Raw genomic sequence first — 17,889 nt, 5'->3', positions numbered from 1 at the left:
CGGAAACAGGTGAGGCACCTACCGAAATCGGTAGGTGCCTCACCTGGTCTTACTCTGTCGGGGTGGCGGGATTTGAACCCACGACCTCTTCGTCCCGAACGAAGCGCGCTGCCAAGCTGCGCTACACCCCGATCGTCACCCTTGCAGCACTTGCTGTCCTGGCGACATCGATTACTTTAGCGGACCCTCGGCCGGAGACGAAATCCGGTTTTCGCGGAGGGGGCGCGCGGCCGGCGCGGCGCTCCCCGTCGGCGTACCCGTGCCGACGGGCCTTACGCCGGTGCCTTCGGCGTCAGGGTCAGCAGCGTCGCTTCCGGCGGGCACGCGAAGCGGACCGGGGTGAACCGGTTGGTGCCGCAGCCGGCCGAGACGTGGAGGTACGCGCGGTGGCCGCCCGCCTCGTGCGCGGAGAGGCCCTTCACCCGCTCGGTGTCCAGGTCGCAGTTGGTGACGAGCGCCCCGTAGAAGGGGATGCACAGCTGTCCGCCGTGCGTGTGCCCGGCGAGGATCAGCGGGTACCGGTCGGCGGTGAAGGCATCGAGGACCCGCAGGTACGGGGCGTGCACCACGGCCAGGGAGAAGTCCGCGTCCGGCTCCGGGCCGCCCGCGACCTGCTCGTACCGGTCGCGCTTGATGTGCGGGTCGTCCAGGCCGGTGAAGGCCAGCTCCAGGCCCTCCACCTTCAGTCGCGCCCGGGTGTTGGTGAGGTTGCGCCAGCCCGCCGCGTCGAAGGCGTCCCGCATCTCCTCCCAGGGGTTGTGGACGGCCCCGACGACCGGCTTGTTGCCGTTCAGCCCGTGCCGGCCCTGGGCCTTCTCGAGCAGGTAGCGCCCGGGATTGCGCAGCCGGGGCCCGTAGTAGTCGTTCGACCCGAAGACGTACACGCCCGGGAAGTCCATCAGGGGGCCCAGCGCGTCGAGCACCTCCGGGATGCCCTCGGTGTCCGAGAGGTTGTCGCCGGTGTTGACGACGAAGTCGGGGCGCAGGCCCGCCAGCGACTGCAGCCAGGCGCGCTTCTTGCGCTGACCGCCGACCATGTGGATGTCCGAGACCTGGAGCACGCGCAACGGGCGCATCCCCCGGGGGAGGACGGGCACCGTGACCCGGCGCAGTCGGAAGGACCGCGCCTCGAAACCGGCGGCATAGGCCACGCCCGCGGCCCCCACCGCGGCGATTCCGGCAGCAGCCTTCAGGGGGACTCCGTAACGCGCACGCATGGCCCCATCGTCGCAGACCCGGAAAACCGGCGGGCGCCACCGCCCCCGCAGGTGGCAGACTCAGGTCATGACCACGCTCAAGGCCAAGCTCCAGGAAGACCTCACGACCGCCATCAGGGAGCGGAACGAGCTGCACTCGTCCACCCTGCGGCTGACCCTCTCCGCGATCACCAACCAGGAGGTCGCGGGCAAGGAGGCACGCGTGCTCTCCGACGAGGAAGTCCTCAAGGTGATCGCCAAGGAGGCGAAGAAGCGCCGCGAGGCCGCCGATGCCTTCGCCCAGGGCGGCCGTCCCGAGCAGGCCGCCCGGGAGACCGCGGAGGGCGAGTTCCTCGACACGTACCTGCCCAAGCAGCTGACCGACGAGGAGCTCGTCGCGATCGTGGCGCAGGCCGTCGAGGAGGCCCGGGCGGCGGGCGCCGAGGGGCCGCGCGCCATGGGCGCCGTCATGAAGATCGTGAACCCGAAGGTCGCCGGGCTGGCCGAGGGCGGGCGCGTCGCCGCCGTCGTCAAGCAGCAGCTCTCCTGAGCCGCACGCGAAGGAGGGGCCCTCAGCCGGAATCCGGCTGAGGGCCCCTCGCGTTCCGCTTCCGCCCTCGGTCCTACTGGGTGTCGCGGCCGCCGATCAGGCCGGGCTCGACGGTGATCCCCGGGAACGGGAAGTCCGGCGTGCCGCCCGTCGTACCGCCGTCCGTCGTACCGCCGGGCCGCCCGCCGGGCTTGTTGTCACCGCCGGGCTTGCCGGGCTTCACGGGCTTGCCCGGGTTTGTGGCCGGCCTGCCGCCGTTGCTGCCGCCCGGGAGCACGGGCTCCGGGATGCCGACGGTGGTGAAGGCGGGGGCCTCGCGTCCGGCGAGCGCGCCGGTGATCGCGTCCTTCCAGATCGGGCCGGGCAGGCCGCCGCCGAAGACCTTGTTGTAGTACCGGCCGCCGATCTCGATGTTCTCCATCGTGATCTTCTTCGCGCCGCCCGAGCCGACCCACACCGCGCCCGAGATGTTCGGGGTGTAGCCGACGAACCAGGCGTTGTACCGGGAGTCCGTCGTACCGGTCTTGCCCGCGCTGTCGCGGTCGGTCAGGCCGGCCCGCTCACCGGTTCCGGAGTCGACCACTCCGCGCAGCAGGGTGTTGATGGTGTCGGCCGTCTCCTGAGCCATCACCCGGTCGCACTTGGCCTTCGGCACGGCGAGCGCCTTGCCGTGCGCGTCGGTGATCGACTCGATGGCCACCGGGGTGCAGTGGACACCGCGGTTGGCGAAGGTCGCGTACGCGTTGGCCATCGTCAGCGGGGAGAGCTCGGCGGAGCCCAGCGCGATCGAGGGGGCCTCCACCAGCTTCTCGCCGTTGGCCGGGACCACGCCGAGCTTCTGCGTCATCTCCATGACCGGGCAGAGGCCGATCTCCGAGATCATCTGCACGAAGTAGGTGTTGATGGACTTCTCCATCGCCGTCTTCATCGCGTACGGACCGACCTCGTCCTCGGTCTCGTTCTCGGCCGTCTGCAGCTTGCCGTTCGAGAGCGGCAGGTTGAGCCAGTTGCTGCCGTCGCACTTCTGCACCGGGCTCGGGTAGTCCATCTTGTTCGGCGCCGGGTACACCTTGGTCGGCGGCATGCCCCGCTCTATGGCGGCGGCCGCGATGAACGGCTTGAAGGTGGAGCCGACCTGGAAGCCGAAGTTCGAGCCGCCCATCCGCTTGTCCACGGAGTAGTTGATCTGCGTCTCGTTCTTCCCGAAGCCGTACGGCTTGGACTGCCCCATCGCCAGCACCCGGCCCGTGCCCGGCTGGACCATGGTCACGGCCGTCGCGATCGAGTCCTCCTGGTAGACGTGGTCCTTGATCGACTCGTTGGCCGCGTCCTGTGCCTGCGGGTCCAGGGTGGTGCGGATCGTCAGACCCCCCTGGTTCCAGACCTTGGCCCGCTCCTCGCGCGTCTTGCCGAAGACCGCGTCGGTCAGGAAGGAGTTCTTGACGAAGTCGCAGAAGAACCCGGCGCCCTTGACCGCGGTGATGCAGCCGTTCTTGGGCTTGGTCACCTTCAGTACGACCGGCTTCGCCTTCGCCGCGTCCGCCTCCGCCTGGGAGATTTCCCTGATGTCGGCCATCCGCTGCAGGACGAGGTTGCGGCGCTTCGTCGCCTCGGTCACGTCGTTCACCGGGTCGTACCGGCTCGGCGACTGGACGACGCCCGCCAGCAGCGCGGACTCCTCCAGGGTCAGGTCCTTGGCCGGCTTGCTGAAGTAGCGCTGGGCGGCGGATTCGATTCCGAACGCCTGCTGCCCGAAGAACGTGATGTTCAGGTAGTTCTCGAGGATCTTCTTCTTCCCGAGCTCCTCCTCGACCTGGATCGCGTACTTCAGCTCGCGGATCTTGCGCCCGAGGCTCTTCTCCTGGGCCGCGCGGACCTTCGTCTCGTCGTCACCGGCCTCTTCCACGAAGACGTTCTTCACGTACTGCTGGGTGAGCGTCGAGGCACCCTGTGCCGCGCCGCCCTCCTGTGCGTTGCGGTTGACCGCGCGCAGGATGCCCTTCAGGTCGACCGCGCCGTGCTCGTAGAAACGCGAGTCCTCGATGGCGACGATCGCCTTCTGCATGTACGGGGAGATCGCCGTGAGGGGGACCACCTGCCGGTCTCGCGAATAGACAGTGGCGATCAAGCCACCTTCGGAGTCCAGAATCGTGGTCCGCTGGCTCAGCGGCGGAGTCTTGAGATTGGCCGGGATCTCATCGAATCCCTCGACCGTGCCCTTGGCCGCGAGCCCCAGGGCGCCTGCCGCCGGAATCGCCATGCCGGCCAGCACAACTCCGGAGAGAACGGACACCCCGAGGAACTTGGCGGCCTGCTGGCTCCCCGTGAGCCCGCCGCCCGAGCGCTTCTTTCCCATGGAGGGCAGCCTACGTTCTCATTCGCCGGACACACGCGAATGCCTTGGCCTAAGCTGTCCTCAACTGTCACAGCAGCGCGGTGCGACATCAACCCCCCGGCTTGATTTTCACCCTTCCCGAATGGGGTGGACTCATGTCCGAATCCCGCCTGCTGCGAGGAACGCACCCCACTGGCGACTCGGTGATTTCACCCGAATCGCCGGAATGGCCGGGCATGTCGTCCGATCACTCCGTCGGGTGATCTGCCGCTTACCCATAGTCCGTTCGGACCATTCAAGATTGGGCCCGTCGGGGGTGTTGCACTGTGCTCGCCTTCCGTAACGTCCTCAACTGGCAGCGGTGAATATGCCGCTGCCGCCGTGGGGGAGCCTCGATTCGGGAGAGGACGGCGCCGGCATGGGCTGGGTTACCGACTGGAGTGCGCAGGCAGCCTGCCGCACTACCGATCCGGATGAACTGTTCGTACAAGGAGCGGCACAGAACAGGGCCAAGGCGGTGTGCACCGGATGTCCGGTGCGGACCGAGTGCCTGGCCGACGCGCTCGACAATCGCGTCGAGTTCGGCGTGTGGGGCGGAATGACCGAGCGGGAACGCCGTGCGCTGCTGCGCAGGCGTCCCACCGTCACCTCGTGGCGACGGCTGCTCGAAACCGCGCGCACGGAGTACGAGCGCAGCACGGGCATCCTCACCATGGATGCCGACGAGGAGATCGACGTTCCGTACGAGACGTACGCGGCAGCCGGGTAGATCACCCGGGCGCCACGTCGTACGAACGGCGAACGCCTATGCTCCGGCCGGAACCCCGGCCGCGAGTCGCTCTCCGATGGCCCGTAGCCCGGCGAGGTCGTGCACATCGCCGGGCAGGGCCGCCACTTCGGCCACTGCCACCTCGGGGTGCAGTGAGGTGAAGCGGTCGCGCGTGCGCCGCTCGCGCGCGATCATCTGCATCCGTTCGGCGTGCAGCCGCAGCAGTCCTGCCGTGATCTCGTCCACGTCGGGGGCGGGGGAGCCGTCGTCGGTGGCGTCACGAGGTCCAGCTTTCCCGGACTCCTGATCGACAATGCCGCCGTCCTCAAGATTCTCTGCGGCGGCCAGGGCCCGCTCGGCGGACAGCTGGTCGGCGCCGCTGCCGTGCACCCGGTTCAGTACCAGACCGGCCAGCGGCATCTTCTCCGCGGCCAGCCGCTCCACGAAGTACGCCGCCTCGCGCAGGGCGTCCGGTTCGGGAGCCGCGACCACGAGGAAGGCCGTACCGGGAGCCTGGAGCAGCCGGAAGGTGGCGTCCGCGCGCGTGCGGAAACCGCCGAACATGGTGTCCATCGCGGCCACGAAGGTCTGTACGTCCTTCAGCAGCGAGGCACCCATCAGCTTGCTCAGCGTGCCCGTCATCATCGACATGCCGACATTCAGGAACTTCATCCCGGCCCGGCCGCCCACCTTCGCCGGAGCCATCAGCACGCGGATGAACTTCCCGTCCAGGAAGGACCCGAGCCGCTTCGGCGCGTCCAGGAAGTCCAGGGCGGACCGGCTCGGCGGGGTGTCCACAATGATCAGGTCCCAGTCGTCCCTGGCCCGCAGCTGCCCCAGCTTCTCCATCGCCATGTACTCCTGCGTGCCCGCGAAGCCGGCCGACAGGGACTGGTAGAAGGGGTTGGCGAGAATGGCCGCGGCCCGCTCGCGGTCCGCGTGCGCCTCGACGATCTCGTCGAAGGTCCGCTTCATGTCCAGCATCATGGCGTGCAGTTCACCGCCGTCCGCCGCCGCGGTCCCCACCCCCGTGACCCTGCGCGGGGTGTTGTCCAGCGAGTCGATGCCCATCGACTGCGCGAGCCGCCGCGCCGGGTCGATGGTGAGCACCACCGCCTTCCGCCCGCGCTCGGCCGCCCGTACGCCCAGCGCCGCGGCGGTGGTGGTCTTGCCGACCCCGCCCGCCCCGCAGCACACGATGATCCGGGTCTGCGGATCGTCCAGCAGCCCGTCGACCGCCAGCCGCGGCGGAGTGTCCAGGCCCACGGTGTCCACCCCCTCGCTCATTCGGCCACCGACTGCTTCCGCAGTTCCTTGGCCAGCTCGTACAACCCGGCCAGATCCACCCCCGCGCCGAGCAGCGGGAGTTCGTACGCCGGCACGTCCAGCCCCGCCAGTACGGCGCGCTGCGCACGCTCCAGCTCCACCCGGCCCGCGTGCTCGGCGGCCTGCGCGAGCAGCGGGTCCACCAGCCGCTCGGCCAGCCCGCCGCGGCGGGCGCCGCCCAGGCCCGCCCGGGACAGCGCCTGGGCCACGCCGGCCCGGTGGTCCTCGGCCGCGGCACGCAGGGTGTCTTCGTCCAGGTGGTGCGGGCGCACCATGTTGACGACGATCCGCCCGACAGGCAGCCCGGCCTGCCGCAGTTCCTCGATCCCGTCCGCGGTCTCCTGGACGGGCATCTCCTCCAGGAGGGTGACCAGGTGCACCGCCGTCTCCGCGGACTTGAGCACCTTCATGACGGCCTGGGCCTGGTTGTGGATCGGCCCGAACCGGGCCAGGCCCGCCACCTCGTCGTTGACGTTCAGGAAGCGGGTGATCCGCCCGGTCGGCGGGGCGTCCATGACCACGTGGTCGTAGACGAACCGGCCCGCCTTGTCCTTGCGCCGCACCGCCTCGCAGGCCTTGCCCGTCAGCAGCACGTCGCGCAGACCGGGCGCGATGGTCGTCGCGAAGTCGATGGCGCCGAGCTTCTTGAGCGCGCGGCCCGCGGAGCCGAGCTTGTAGAACATCTGGAGGTAGTCCAGCAGCGCCCGTTCGGCGTCGATGGCGAGCGCGAAGACCTCCCCGCTGCCGCCGGGCGCCACGGCGATCTTGCGCTCCTCGTACGGGAGCGCCTCGGTCCCGAAGATCTGTGCGATGCCCTGCCTGCCCTCGACCTCCACGAGAAGAGTCCGCTTGCCCTCGCGTGCGAGGGCGAGCGCGAGTGCCGCGGCGACCGTGGTCTTGCCGGTGCCGCCCTTGCCGCTGACCACCTGGAGCCTGCTCACAGCGTCCGAGCCTAATTCCTTCGCCCCGGACCGCAGGCACTACCCTCGCTCCCATGACCAAGAAGTTCGAATACGCGACCGTCCCGCTGCTGGTCCACGCCACCAAGCAGATCCTGGACACCTGGGGCGAGGACGGCTGGGAGCTCGTCCAGGTCGTGCCCGGGCCGAACAACCCCGAGCAGCTCGTGGCCTACCTCAAGCGGGAGAAGGCATGAGCGGCGTCGTCGAGGCGAAGCTGGCCGAGCTCGGCCTGACCCTGCCCGAGGTCGTCCCGCCGCTGGCCACGTACCAGCCGGCCGTCCGCTCGGGCTCGTACGTCTACACCGCGGGCCAGCTGCCGATGGTCAAGGGCAACCTGCCGGTCACCGGCAAGGTCGGCGCCGAGGTCTCGCCGGAGCAGGCCAAGGAACTGGCCGCCACGTGCGCGCTGAACGCCCTGGCCGCCGTCAAGTCGGTCATCGGCGACCTCGACAAGATCGCGCGTGTCGTGAAGGTCGTCGGCTTCGTCGCCTCGGCCCCCGACTTCACCGCCCAGCCGGGCGTGCTGAACGGTGCGAGTGAGCTCCTCGGCGCCGTCCTCGGCGACAAGGGCGTCCATGCGCGCAGCGCGGTGGGCGTGGCGGTGCTCCCGCTGGACGCACCGGTGGAGATCGAGATCCAGGTCGAACTCGTTCCGGGAGCCTGACCCCCGACGGGGCTGGACGGACGGCAGCCGCCGCAATCCAGCCCCTCCGGCCGGATCCAGCCCCGCCGGCGTGTGAGGCGTGGGGGGCCTGGGGCGGAGCGCCAGGGGCCCGCCGCAGCGGCAGACCCTCGAACATCGGGCCGGATGGCCGTAGCATCCCGGCATGCCGAATCAGCAGCAGGCGCAGCCCACCCCGCCCCCCGCCGGAGGCCAGTGGTACCCGCCGGAGTGGCCCGCGCGCATCCGCGCGCTCGCCGACGGTTCCCTCACCCCCGTGGAACCGAAGCGCGCCGCCACCGTGATGCTGCTGCGCGACACCCCCGCCGGTCCCGTCGTGCACATGCTGCGCCGCCGCGCCTCCATGGCCTTCGCCGGAGGCGCGTACGCCTATCCCGGCGGCGGGGTCGACCCCCGCGACGAGGAACACCAGGTCGGCTGGGCGGGCCCGAGCCGGGACGCCTGGGCGCGCCGCCTCGGCACGGACGCCCGTACCGCCCAGGCCATCGTCTGCGGAGCCGTACGGGAGACCTTCGAGGAGGCGGGCGTGCTGCTCGCCGGGGAGACCCCCGGCTCCGTCGTCGGTGACACCACCGGCGACGACTGGGAGGCCGACCGGCTGGCCCTCGTGGCGCGGGAGCTGTCCTTCGCGGCGTTCCTGGACCGCCGCGGCCTGCGGCTGCGTTCCGACCTGCTCGGGGCCTGGGCGCGCTGGATCACCCCCGAGTTCGAACCGCGCCGCTACGACACCTGGTTCTTCGTCGCGGCCCTCCCCGAGGGCCAGCGCACCCGCAACGCCTCCACCGAGGCCGACCGGACCGTCTGGATCCGCCCGGCCGACGCGGCCGACGGCTACGACAAGGGCGAGCTGCTGATGATGCCGCCCACCATCTCCACCCTGCGCTCCCTGGAGCCGTACGGGAGCGCCGCCGAGGCGCTCGCCGCGGCCGGGGCGCAGGACCTGGCGCCCGTACTGGCCCGGGCCGCGCTGGAGAACGGCGAGCTGGTGCTCAGCTGGCCGGGCCACGACGAGTTCACCAAGCGAGTGCGCCCCGGAGGCTCCTCATGACCGACGCCGCCGCACTCCCCGGCCAGCCCCGCGGAATCGTCACCTCAGGACCGGCCACCGCCCGCGCGGTCAACGTCCTGGCCCCCAACGCCTCCGCGATGACCCTGGACGGCACCAACACCTGGCTGCTCTCGGAGCCCGGGTCCGCCCAGGCCGTCGTCATCGACCCGGGCCCGCTGGACGAGGCCCACCTCCGGGCGGTCATCGACACCGCCGAGCAGGCCGGGAAGCGGATCGCCCTGACCCTGCTCACCCACGGCCATCCCGACCACGCCGAGGGCGCCGGCCGCTTCGCCGAGCTCACCGGCACCAAGGTCCGCGCCCTGGACCCGGCGCTGCGGCTGGGTGACGAGGGGCTGGCCGCCGGGGACGTGATCAGGACGGGCGGCCTGGAGCTGCGCGTGGTCCCGACCCCCGGGCACACCGGCGACTCGCTCTGCTTCCACCTGCCCGCCGACCGTGCCGTCCTGACCGGAGACACCATCCTCGGCCGCGGCACCACCGTCGTCGCGCACCCCGACGGCCGCCTGGGGGACTACCTGGACTCCCTGCGCCGCCTGCGCTCGCTCACCGTCGACGACGGCGTGCACACCGTCCTGCCGGGCCACGGGCCGGTCCTGGAGGACGCCCAGGGCGTCGTCGAGTACTACCTGGCCCATCGCGCCCACCGCCTCGCCCAGGTCGAGACCGCCGTCGAGGACGGCTTCGTCACCCCGGAGGCGGTCGTCGCCCACGTCTACGCGGACGTGGACCGCTCCCTGTGGCCGGCCGCGGAATGGTCCGTACGGGCGCAGCTCGAGTACCTCCAGGAGCACGGCCTGATCCCGGGCGGCCCCGATTTCTAGTCCGGCCTGGGGGTCTTCGTGCCGTGCCGCGCCGTGTACTCGTCCGCGAGCCACGGCCCGAGGTCCTCGATGTACGCGCGCAGCACGGCCGGGTCCGCGACGGGATCCAGTGCCACGGCGGCCGCCGCCCGCATCTGGGCCGCGCGCTGCGGGTAGTACGTGCCGAAGACCTCCGCGGACTCGGCGAGATCGCTGGTCCAGCCGCCCCACCGCGGCATGACCAGGGTGAATCCGGTGCGCACCAGGCGCCGCGCGAAGATCCGGCTGAGCCTGCGGTACTCGTCCGGGGTCGAGGCGGCCTGGGCCCTGGCCCGCCAGGAGGGCAGGAGGTCGGCCAGGTCGCCGTTGGTCTCCCGGGCGAGCAGGCCGTCCGGGCGGTAACGGGGCAGGTGCTCGGCCAGATCGGCGCCGAGCAGCGGGGTGCACAGGCAGGCGAGGAACCAGCCGAGGTCGTACCGTTCCGGCTCGCTGAGCAGGGTGTCCTTGCCGTAGAGCAGGATGCCGGCCCCGTCGATGACCGGGAAGTCCTCGTCGAGCCCGCGCGCCAGTACGTCGGCGGCGGCCCGGTCCTCGTCGGCGGGCTCGTGGTGCAGGGCGAGCAGCAGGTCGAGGTCGGACCGTCCGGGCCGGGCCGTCCCGCGCGGCACGGACCCGTACAGGTAGGCGCTGTGCAGCCGCCGCCCGTACGCCTCGCCGATCCGTTCCCGGGCGGCGGCGACGACGGCCCTGAACTCCCCGGGAATCTTCCCGAGGGAACCCTCCCGCTCGAAGTACCCGTACGCGTCGACACCCCTGTGCTCCATGCCTCCACTGTGCACGTTCAGCCTCGCCGGCGTTCGAGGCGCGGGGGCTGGGGGGCGGAGCCCTCGCAACGCGCGCACCCGAAGACGCGAAAGGGGCCCCGCCCATCCGGGCAGGACCCCTCGACCGTCAAGACCGGCGTCAGCGAGAGCGCTTGGCGAGCCGCTCCACGTCCAGCAGGATCACCGCGCGCGCCTCGAGGCGCAGCCAGCCGCGGCCCGCGAAGTCGGCCAGGGCCTTGTTCACGGTTTCGCGGGAGGCGCCGACGAGCTGCGCGAGCTCTTCCTGCGTGAGGTCGTGCACCACGTGGATGCCCTCCTCCGACTGCACGCCGAAGCGGCGCGACAGGTCGAGGAGCGCCCGTGCCACACGGCCGGGGACATCGGAGAAGACCAGGTCGGACATCTGGTCATTGGTCTTGCGCAGGCGCCGCGCGACGGCGCGCAGCAGCGCGGTCGCGACCTCGGGCCGGGCGTTGAGCCAGGGCTGGAGGTCGCCGTGCCCGAGGCCGAGGAGCTTGACCTCGGTCAGCGCGGTGGCGGTGGCGGTACGCGGGCCCGGGTCGAACAGCGACAGTTCGCCGATCAGCTCGCCGGGGCCGAGGACGGCCAGCATGTTCTCGCGGCCGTCGGGGGAGGTGCGGTGGAGCTTCACCTTGCCCTCGGTCACGACATACAGCCGGTCGCCGGGGTCGCCCTCGTGGAACAGGGCGTCACCGCGTGCGAGGGTCACCTCGCCCATGGAGGCGCGGAGCTCCGCGGCCTGCTCGTCATCGAGCGCCGCGAAGAGCGGGGCGCGCCGCAGAACGTCGTCCACGAGTTTCTCTCCTATGTCGACCAGCTCAGGGGACCGGCCCCCCATTTTGCCGGACGGCTCAAACAGTGCGATCAATCACTACCAAGGATGCCGGACGGACGCCCGTGCTGTGCGGTGGGAGACCAATCAGGGTGGTGTTACCTGAGGTCCGGGCGGGTGTCAGCGCCCGGCCTTAGGCTGGCCGGGTGTCCAATAAGCCGGTGAGAGCACAGGCCAAGGGGTCCGCGGGAGTGATGGCGGCCCATAATTCAGCTGTGGGCGAACAAGGCCCTTCGGGGGCGTCCGCGGAGGTCCCAGCTGCCTCCCAGGGCAAAGATTCGGCCAAGAAAACCGCCGTTAAGCCATCAGCGGCGAGGGCGGAATCCCGCCTGGCCATGGTGCGCCGGGCCCGCCGCATCAACCGCGAGCTGGCCGAGATCTATCCGTACGCCCATCCGGAGCTCGACTTCCGCAACCCCTTCGAGCTGCTCGTGGCGACCGTCCTGTCCGCGCAGACCACGGACCTGCGGGTGAACCAGACGACCCCGGCCCTGTTCGCGGCCTACCCGACCCCTGAGGACATGGCCGCGGCCGCCCCGGAGGACCTGGAGGAGCTGATCCGGCCGACCGGGTTCTTCCGGATGAAGGCCAAGTCCCTGCTCGGCCTCTCCCAGGCCCTGCGGGACAGGTTCGGCGGCGAGGTGCCGGGGCGGCTCGAGGACCTGGTGACCCTGCCCGGAGTGGGCCGCAAGACGGCGAACGTGGTCCTCGGCAACGCGTTCGGCGTCCCGGGGATCACCGTTGACACCCACTTCGGCCGGCTCGTGCGCCGCTGGAAGTGGACCGATCAGGAGGATCCGGAGAAGGTCGAGGCGGAGATCTGCGCGATCTTCCCCAAGAGCGAGTGGACGATGCTCTCGCACCGCGTCGTCTTCCACGGCCGCCGGATCTGCCACGCCCGCAAGCCGGCCTGCGGGGCCTGTCCGATCGCCCCGCTCTGCCCGGCGTACGGGGAGGGCGAAACGGACCCGGAGAAGGCGCGCAAGCTGCTGAAGTACGAGAAGGGCGGCCAGCCCGGCCAGCGCCTGAGCCCGCCCCCGGACTACCCGGGCCTCCCGGCGCCGCCGCTGGGTGCCCCGGCGCCGTAACGGAACGAATCGGTACCCGCATCGCGTTTGGCGTTGTGGGAGAACACGGACGGACAGGGGTGCCTATGACGCGCGGTAGCGACACACGGGACGGGACGGCGGCGGGAGCCCGTACGGGCAGCAGTACGACCCTCAGCACCGACGGCCTGCCCGCCTGGCTGGATCCCGTCGTCGAGGCCGCCCGGACGGTCGAGCCGCTGCAGCTGAGCCGCTTCCTGCCGCCCGAGGACGGCCGAGGGCGCCAGTCCGCGGTGCTCGTGCTGTTCGGCGAAGGCCCCCGTGGGCCCGAGCTGCTGCTCATGGAGCGCGCCGGCACCCTCCGCTCGCACGCGGGCCAGGCCTCCTTCCCGGGCGGCGCCCTCGACCCGGAGGACGGCGATCCGCACACCACCGGCCCGCTGCGCGCCGCGCTGCGCGAGGCCGAGGAGGAGACCGGCCTCGACCCGTCCGGAGTCCAGCTCTTCGGAGTGCTGCCCCGGCTCTACATCCCGGTCAGCGAGTTCGTCGTCACCCCGGTCCTCGGCTGGTGGCACACCCCGAGCCCGGTCGGCGCCGTGGACCCGGCCGAGACGGCCCGCGTCTTCACGGTGCCCGTGGCGGATCTCACGGACCCCGAGCACCGGGTCACGGCCGTCCACCCGAGCGGCCACCTGGGGCCGGGTTTCACCGTCGAATCGGCTCTGGTCTGGGGTTTCACCGCCGGGGTGATCGACCGGCTGCTGCACTTCGCGGGCTGGGAGCGCCCCTGGGACCGCTCGCGGCACGTCCCGCTCGACTGGCGCGCGTGAGACGGTGACCCAGTGAACGTGCTGGACATCTTGTTGCTGCTCGCGGCCGTGTGGTTCGCGATCGTCGGCTACCGCCAGGGGTTCGTCGTCGGCATCCTGTCGGTGATCGGCTTCCTCGGCGGTGGCCTCGTCGCCGTGTCCCTGCTTCCGCTGATCTGGGACCGGGTGACCGACAACGGCACCCAGGTGTCCACCACGGTCGTCGTGATCGCCGTCGTCGCGATCATCGTCTGTGCCTCGATCGGCCAGGCCCTGACCACGCACCTCGGCAGCCGGCTCCGCCGCTACATCACCTGGTCGCCGGCGCGCGTGCTGGACGCGACCGGCGGGGCCCTGGTCAACGTGGTCGCGATGCTGCTGGTGGCCTGGCTGATCGGCTCCGCGCTCGCCGCAACCTCGCTGCCCACGCTGGGCAAGGAAGTCCGCAACTCCAAGGTGCTGCTCGGCGTGTCGCGGGTGCTGCCGGCGCAGGCGAACACCTGGTTCTCGGACTTCAGTTCCACTCTCGCGCGCAACGGCTTCCCGCAGGTGTTCAGCCCGTTCTCCAACGAGCCCATCACCGAGGTCAGGGCGCCTGATCCGGCGCTCGCCCGGAGCCCCGTCACCGAGCAGGCCAAGCGCTCGATCGTGAAGGTCGTCGGCACGGCGCCCAGCTGCAGCAAGGTGCTGGAGGGCACCGGCTTCGTCTTCGCGCCCGGCAAGGTGATGACCAACGCGCACGTCGTCGGCGGGGTCGGCGAACCGACCGTGCAGATCGGAGGCGAGGGCAAGCGCTACGACGGCAAGGTCGTGCTCTACGACTGGGAGCGCGACATCGCCGTCCTGGACGTGCCGAACCTGAAGGCCCCGGCGCTGGAGTTCGCCGACCGGGACGCGGTCGGCGGCAGCGACGCGATCGTGGCCGGCTTCCCCGAGAACGGCGCGTACGACATCCGTGCCGCGCGCGTCCGCGGCCGGATCAACGCCGACGGCCCGGACATCTACCACCGCGGCACCGTGCGGCGCGACGTCTACTCGCTGTACGCGACGGTCCGGCAGGGCAACTCGGGCGGCCCGCTGCTCACGCCCGACGGCAAGGTGTACGGAGTGGTGTTCGCGAAGTCCCGCGACGACGCGAACACCGGCTACGCCCTGACGGTGGACGAGATCCGTGACGACATCCGGATCGGCCGGATCGCCGAACAGCGGGTCGACAGCCAGGGGTGCGCCCTCTGACACCGGGACGCCGGGCCCGTGCTGGGGCCCGGCGAACCCGCCGGCTCTCTACGTCGGCTCTCTACGTCCGCGGATGGCGCAGGCGCGCCGAGACCCACAGGGCCCGGCGGCGCAGGATGCGCGGGATCCCGAGGCGGAGGTCATGGCCGTCGCGGCCGGTCCTCCCGCGGGGGCCCGGCGTCGCTGCCGAGCGGCGTTCGTGTGCGGTGTCACCGTAGTCGTGCGTCCAGCCCATACTCCGAGCTGTGCCCGTGCCCCATGGTCGGTAACCCCGTACAGGGCGGCCAATTGGCCTATGCGCGAGGCAATTGAATGGTTGTCATACCCATCACCGGTCCGGTTCGGGGTCCTTGAGCCAGTTCACGAGCTCGGTCGAGAAGGCCACCGGGTCCTCCTCGTGCGGGAAGTGCCCGAGCCCGTCGAACAGCCGCCACCGGTACGGGGCTTCGACGTACTGGCCGGATCCGGCCGCGCTGCGCGTGCGCATCACCGGGTCGAGCGAGCCGTGCAGGTGCAGCGTCGGCACCCGCACCGGCCGCTTCATGCGCCGGTTGAACTGGAGGCCGTCGGGCCGCGCCATCGACCGCATCATCCAGCGGTAGGGCTCGATCGAGCAGTGCGCGGTGGACGGGATGCACATCGCCCGCCGGTACACGGCCAGCGCCTCCTCGTCGGCGCCGTCCTCCTGGAGCCGTGGCCCGGACCAGCCGCGGATCAGCTCCGCGACGAGCGCCCCGTCGTCGGCGACGAGCTGCCGCTCGGGGACGAAGGGCCGCTGGAAGCCCCAGATGTGTGAACTGGCCCGGGTCTGGCCGAAGTCGGACAGCATCGCCGAACGCCAGCGGCGCGGGTGGGGCATGGAGGAGACGACCAGGCGGCGCACGAGCTTGGGCCGCATCACGGCCGCCGTCCAGGCGAGGTAGCCGCCCAGGTCGTGTCCGACGAGCGCGGCGTCCGGCTCGCCGAGGGACCGTACGACCCCGGTGATGTCGAGTGCCAGATTGGCCGGGTCGTAGCCGCGCGGGGTGCGGTCGCTGCCGCCGACTCCGCGCAGGTCCATCGCGACGGCCCGGTAGCCGGCGTCCGCGAGCGCGGTCATCTGGTGCCGCCAGGTCCACCAGAACTGCGGGAAGCCGTGCAGCAGCAGCACCAGCGGCCCGTCACCGAGTTCGGCGACGTGGAAGCGGGCGCCGTTGGCGGCGACGTCCCGGTGCGTCACCGCCTGCCCGCCGGGCAGATCGAGCCGGATCGCCGAGGCGGCGGTGGGCGGATTGCCGGGGTCAGGCGAGGGCGCTGTCATGAGGACGAGCGTGCCACACCCACGGCCTTGTCACTCACCGGCCGCGCGTGCGGCTTGACGGTCCCGACGAGCGCCGCGGTCTGCTTGACCGATTCGATGGTCTTCACCGGCGGCTTGACCTTCTTGAACTTGACCGCGGCGAGCAGCCCGACGAGGCCCGCGAGCAGCCAGAACGCGCCGCCGACGATCAGGAAGGACCAGGCGAGGCCGAGCCCGAGGTTATGGATGCCGTAGGCCGCGGCGAAACTCAGTACGGGGAGGGAGAAGAGCACCAGCACGCCGGCGACGATCGCGGCACCGCTCCCGATGCCCGCGCGCTTGACGTCCTGCTTGATCTCCACCTTGGCGAGGGCGATCTCGTCGTGCACCAGGGCCGACATCTCGGCGGTGGCCGAGGCGACCAGCTGGCCGAGTGTGCGCTCGGCTCCCCGCGCCCCTTGGTCCACTGCGCTCATCGCTCTCTCCCTCTGTCGTCTGCCGCGTCTGTACGCCGTCCTGCGTCAGATCATGCCGGACGGTCGCCCTCGATGCTGGACCCGGCCGCCGCTTCGGCCCTGCGCCGGTGCTCCGCGGCCTTCTCCTCGTGGATCTTCGCCATGCGCATGTGGTACGCCGCGGTGTGCTCCTCGTAGATGTCCGGAATGCCGTCGCGGTCCTCGTCGCGCTCCTCGGCCTCGGTGAGGGCCCGGTACCTGCGGTCGCGGAGCTTGAGCAGGACGCAGGCGAACACGGCGGCGATGAGCGAGCCGATGAGGACCGCGGCCTTGATCTCGTCGGTCAGGACCTCGTCCTCGGCGAAGGCGAGTTCACCGATCAGCAGCGAGACGGTGAACCCGATCCCGGCGAGGGAGGCGACGGCGAGTACGTCCGGCCAGGCGAGGTCCTCGTTCAGCTCGGCCTTGGTGAAGCGGGCGGCCAGCCAGGTGCCGCCGAAGATGCCCACCGCCTTGCCGACGACCAGGCCGAGGACCACGCCGAGGGTCTCGGGCCGGGTGAAGACCTGGCCGATGGACTCGTCGGAGAGGGAGACGCCGGCCGAGAAGAGCGCGAAGAGCGGTACGGCGAGACCGGCCGAGACCGGCCGTACGAGGTGCTCGATGTGCTCGCCGGGTGAGTGGTCCTCGCCCTCGTTGCGGGTGCAGCGCAGCATCAGGCCCATGGCGACACCGGCGATGGTGGCGTGGACGCCGCTGTTGTACATCAGGCCCCAGATGGCGAGGGCGAGCGGTACGTGGACGTACCAGCCGCGGACGCCCTTGCGGAGCAGGAACCAGAACAGCGCGAGGCCCACGACCGCGCCGCCCAGGGCCAGGAAGTCGATCTCGCTGGTGAAGAACACCGCGATGATGATGATCGCGAAGAGGTCGTCGACGACGGCGAGGGTGAGCAGGAACGCGCGCAGGGCGGAGGGCAGCGAGGTGCCGATGACCGCGAGGACGGCGAGCGCGAAGGCGATGTCGGTGGCGGTCGGGACCGCCCAGCCGTCCATGGACCCGTTGCCGAACGTGGTGACGAGGGCGTAGACCCCGGCGGGGGCGGCCATGCCGCAGAGCGCGGCGATGACGGGGAGGGCGGCGGCCTTGGGGTCGCGCAGGTCGCCCGCGACCAGCTCGCGCTTGAGCTCGATGCCGGCCACGAAGAAGAAGACCGCCAGCAGGCCGTCGGCCGCCCAGTGCTGGATCGACAGGTCCAGGCCGAGGAATCCGGGGCCGATGTGAACATCCCGGACGGTCTTGTAGCTCTCCGTCAGGGCGGGGGTGTTGGCCCAGATCAGGGCGGCGACGGCGGCCACGAGGAGCAGGACACCGCCGACGGTCTCGGCGCGCAGGGCGTCGGCGACGAACCGCCGCTCGGGCAGCGACAGCCGGCCGAGGAGCTTGCGGCTCTGCGAGTCGGTGGGGGTGGGCGCGGCCACGGTGGGACACCTCCGGTTGGTCGACGGCATGCTTCATGCAGTTGCCGACCAGACTTCCCGGCGCACCCTGAGTGTTCGAGCGTCGTACGTCTTGACGCTTTCCTTACCCTACACAGGGTCGCGTAGTCGTATCGGATGATCTTCACCTTAAGCGCGGAGGGGGCGTCCGGCACGCTGTGCGCGCGCCGGACGCCCCCTCCAGGCCCGAGGGGCC

18 protein-coding genes and 1 tRNA gene are annotated in these 17,889 nt (G+C 71.2%); 9 read left to right on the top strand and 10 right to left on the bottom strand.

Translation table 11 applies throughout. The features are described from left to right. Positions 1-57 precede the first annotated feature (57 nt). Positions 58-131 (bottom strand) — tRNA-Pro (locus ACZ6I1_RS30205). 141 nt (positions 132-272) lie between these two features. After that, the gene (locus tag ACZ6I1_RS30200) at positions 273-1,217 is read right to left on the bottom strand and encodes a metallophosphoesterase (protein ID WP_469292072.1); all 945 of its coding nucleotides are present in this window, start codon (positions 1,215-1,217) and stop codon (positions 273-275) included. Between the two features lie 67 nt (positions 1,218-1,284). On the opposite strand from ACZ6I1_RS30200, the gene ACZ6I1_RS30195 reads away from it, so the two are divergent. Continuing rightward, on the top strand, positions 1,285-1,746 hold the full coding sequence (locus tag ACZ6I1_RS30195) for a GatB/YqeY domain-containing protein (protein WP_469292071.1): 462 nt from the start codon (positions 1,285-1,287) through the stop codon (positions 1,744-1,746). Between the two features lie 73 nt (positions 1,747-1,819). Here the strand turns inward: ACZ6I1_RS30195 and ACZ6I1_RS30190 are convergent, their stop codons facing one another. After that, complete coding sequence (locus ACZ6I1_RS30190; protein WP_469292070.1) at positions 1,820-4,102, bottom strand: transglycosylase domain-containing protein; 2,283 nt, start codon at positions 4,100-4,102, stop codon at positions 1,820-1,822. 397 nt (positions 4,103-4,499) lie between these two features. On the opposite strand from ACZ6I1_RS30190, the gene ACZ6I1_RS30185 reads away from it, so the two are divergent. Further along, entirely contained in the window at positions 4,500-4,850 is a 351-nt protein-coding gene (locus ACZ6I1_RS30185) for a WhiB family transcriptional regulator (RefSeq protein ID WP_257559391.1), read from the top strand. A 36-nt stretch (positions 4,851-4,886) separates the two neighbouring features. On the opposite strand, the gene bagB is transcribed toward ACZ6I1_RS30185, so the two are convergent. After that, a complete protein-coding gene (bagB, locus tag ACZ6I1_RS30180; RefSeq protein ID WP_469292069.1) occupies positions 4,887-6,137 on the bottom strand; it encodes an ATPase BagB in 1,251 nt (416 codons plus the stop codon). Then, positions 6,134-7,117, bottom strand: a complete 984-nt coding sequence (bagA, locus tag ACZ6I1_RS30175) for an ATPase BagA (RefSeq protein ID WP_469292068.1) — start codon at positions 7,115-7,117, stop codon at positions 6,134-6,136. Before bagA ends, bagB begins: the two co-directional genes overlap by 4 nt. Positions 7,118-7,170: 53 nt before the next feature. Between bagA and ACZ6I1_RS30170 the strand changes: the two genes are divergently transcribed. The 4 genes from ACZ6I1_RS30170 (at position 7,171) to ACZ6I1_RS30155 (ending at position 9,713) form a co-directional block, all read left to right on the top strand. Beyond that, entirely contained in the window at positions 7,171-7,332 is a 162-nt protein-coding gene (locus ACZ6I1_RS30170; protein WP_007264966.1) for a DUF4177 domain-containing protein, read from the top strand. Further along, complete coding sequence (locus ACZ6I1_RS30165) at positions 7,329-7,802, top strand: RidA family protein (protein ID WP_469292067.1); 474 nt, start codon at positions 7,329-7,331, stop codon at positions 7,800-7,802. Before ACZ6I1_RS30170 ends, ACZ6I1_RS30165 begins: the two co-directional genes overlap by 4 nt. Before the next feature lie 163 nt (positions 7,803-7,965). Continuing rightward, the gene (locus ACZ6I1_RS30160; protein ID WP_469292066.1) at positions 7,966-8,868 is read left to right on the top strand and encodes an NUDIX hydrolase; all 903 of its coding nucleotides are present in this window, start codon (positions 7,966-7,968) and stop codon (positions 8,866-8,868) included. Further along, entirely contained in the window at positions 8,865-9,713 is an 849-nt protein-coding gene (locus tag ACZ6I1_RS30155) for an MBL fold metallo-hydrolase (protein ID WP_469292065.1), read from the top strand. Before ACZ6I1_RS30160 ends, ACZ6I1_RS30155 begins: the two co-directional genes overlap by 4 nt. Here the strand turns inward: ACZ6I1_RS30155 and ACZ6I1_RS30150 are convergent. Together ACZ6I1_RS30150 and ACZ6I1_RS30145 are read right to left on the bottom strand one after the other, a co-directional pair. Continuing rightward, complete coding sequence (locus ACZ6I1_RS30150) at positions 9,710-10,516, bottom strand: nucleotidyltransferase domain-containing protein (RefSeq protein ID WP_469292064.1); 807 nt, start codon at positions 10,514-10,516, stop codon at positions 9,710-9,712. The two genes, ACZ6I1_RS30155 and ACZ6I1_RS30150, sit on opposite strands and share 4 nt — an antisense overlap. 139 nt (positions 10,517-10,655) lie before the next feature. Further along, positions 10,656-11,330, bottom strand: coding sequence for a Crp/Fnr family transcriptional regulator (locus tag ACZ6I1_RS30145; RefSeq protein ID WP_003981529.1), 675 nt, complete (start codon positions 11,328-11,330; stop codon positions 10,656-10,658). A 254-nt stretch (positions 11,331-11,584) separates the two neighbouring features. On the opposite strand from ACZ6I1_RS30145, the gene nth reads away from it, so the two are divergent. The 3 genes from nth (at position 11,585) to ACZ6I1_RS30130 (ending at position 14,460) form a co-directional block, all read left to right on the top strand. Further along, entirely contained in the window at positions 11,585-12,457 is an 873-nt protein-coding gene (gene nth, locus ACZ6I1_RS30140) for an endonuclease III (protein WP_469292063.1), read from the top strand. Between the two features lie 65 nt (positions 12,458-12,522). After that, positions 12,523-13,245, top strand: a complete 723-nt coding sequence (locus tag ACZ6I1_RS30135) for an NUDIX hydrolase (RefSeq protein WP_469292062.1) — start codon at positions 12,523-12,525, stop codon at positions 13,243-13,245. Between the two features lie 12 nt (positions 13,246-13,257). After that, on the top strand, positions 13,258-14,460 hold the full coding sequence (locus ACZ6I1_RS30130) for a MarP family serine protease (protein WP_469292061.1): 1,203 nt from the start codon (positions 13,258-13,260) through the stop codon (positions 14,458-14,460). A gap of 328 nt (positions 14,461-14,788) precedes the next feature. On the opposite strand, the gene ACZ6I1_RS30125 is transcribed toward ACZ6I1_RS30130, so the two are convergent. Genes ACZ6I1_RS30125 through nhaA form a run of 3 tightly spaced genes read right to left on the bottom strand, consistent with a single transcriptional unit; the run spans position 14,789 to position 17,675 of the window. Further along, a complete protein-coding gene (locus tag ACZ6I1_RS30125; protein WP_469292060.1) occupies positions 14,789-15,760 on the bottom strand; it encodes an alpha/beta fold hydrolase in 972 nt (323 codons plus the stop codon). Continuing rightward, a complete protein-coding gene (locus tag ACZ6I1_RS30120; RefSeq protein ID WP_469292059.1) occupies positions 15,757-16,215 on the bottom strand; it encodes a phage holin family protein in 459 nt (152 codons plus the stop codon). Before ACZ6I1_RS30120 ends, ACZ6I1_RS30125 begins: the two co-directional genes overlap by 4 nt. 50 nt (positions 16,216-16,265) lie before the next feature. Then, positions 16,266-17,675 carry a Na+/H+ antiporter NhaA gene (nhaA, locus tag ACZ6I1_RS30115; RefSeq protein ID WP_469292058.1) on the bottom strand — a complete coding sequence of 470 codons (1,410 nt, stop codon included), beginning with the start codon at positions 17,673-17,675 and terminating at the stop codon, positions 16,266-16,268. Between the last annotated feature and the right edge of the window lie 214 nt (positions 17,676-17,889).

Source organism: Streptomyces sp. NPDC046303 (genome assembly GCF_055588085.1).
The sequence above is the reverse complement of the archived record's forward strand: the minus strand, read 5'-3'. Positions and strand labels throughout refer to the sequence as shown.

What these genes read in the sequence shown, in the direction of transcription:
- ACZ6I1_RS30200 (WP_469292072.1), bottom strand. Translation starts at nt 1,217, where the DNA reads ATGCGTGCGCGTTACGGAGTCCCCCTGAAGGCTGCTGCCGGAATCGCC.
- ACZ6I1_RS30195 (WP_469292071.1), top strand. Translation starts at nt 1,285, where the DNA reads ATGACCACGCTCAAGGCCAAGCTCCAGGAAGACCTCACGACCGCCATC.
- ACZ6I1_RS30190 (WP_469292070.1), bottom strand. Translation starts at nt 4,102, where the DNA reads ATGGGAAAGAAGCGCTCGGGCGGCGGGCTCACGGGGAGCCAGCAGGCC.
- ACZ6I1_RS30185 (WP_257559391.1), top strand. Translation starts at nt 4,500, where the DNA reads ATGGGCTGGGTTACCGACTGGAGTGCGCAGGCAGCCTGCCGCACTACC.
- bagB (WP_469292069.1), bottom strand. Translation starts at nt 6,137, where the DNA reads ATGAGCGAGGGGGTGGACACCGTGGGCCTGGACACTCCGCCGCGGCTG.
- ACZ6I1_RS30170 (WP_007264966.1), top strand. Translation starts at nt 7,171, where the DNA reads ATGACCAAGAAGTTCGAATACGCGACCGTCCCGCTGCTGGTCCACGCC.
- ACZ6I1_RS30165 (WP_469292067.1), top strand. Translation starts at nt 7,329, where the DNA reads ATGAGCGGCGTCGTCGAGGCGAAGCTGGCCGAGCTCGGCCTGACCCTG.
- ACZ6I1_RS30160 (WP_469292066.1), top strand. Translation starts at nt 7,966, where the DNA reads ATGCCGAATCAGCAGCAGGCGCAGCCCACCCCGCCCCCCGCCGGAGGC.
- ACZ6I1_RS30155 (WP_469292065.1), top strand. Translation starts at nt 8,865, where the DNA reads ATGACCGACGCCGCCGCACTCCCCGGCCAGCCCCGCGGAATCGTCACC.
- ACZ6I1_RS30150 (WP_469292064.1), bottom strand. Translation starts at nt 10,516, where the DNA reads ATGGAGCACAGGGGTGTCGACGCGTACGGGTACTTCGAGCGGGAGGGT.
- ACZ6I1_RS30135 (WP_469292062.1), top strand. Translation starts at nt 12,523, where the DNA reads ATGACGCGCGGTAGCGACACACGGGACGGGACGGCGGCGGGAGCCCGT.
- ACZ6I1_RS30125 (WP_469292060.1), bottom strand. Translation starts at nt 15,760, where the DNA reads ATGACAGCGCCCTCGCCTGACCCCGGCAATCCGCCCACCGCCGCCTCG.
- ACZ6I1_RS30120 (WP_469292059.1), bottom strand. Translation starts at nt 16,215, where the DNA reads ATGAGCGCAGTGGACCAAGGGGCGCGGGGAGCCGAGCGCACACTCGGC.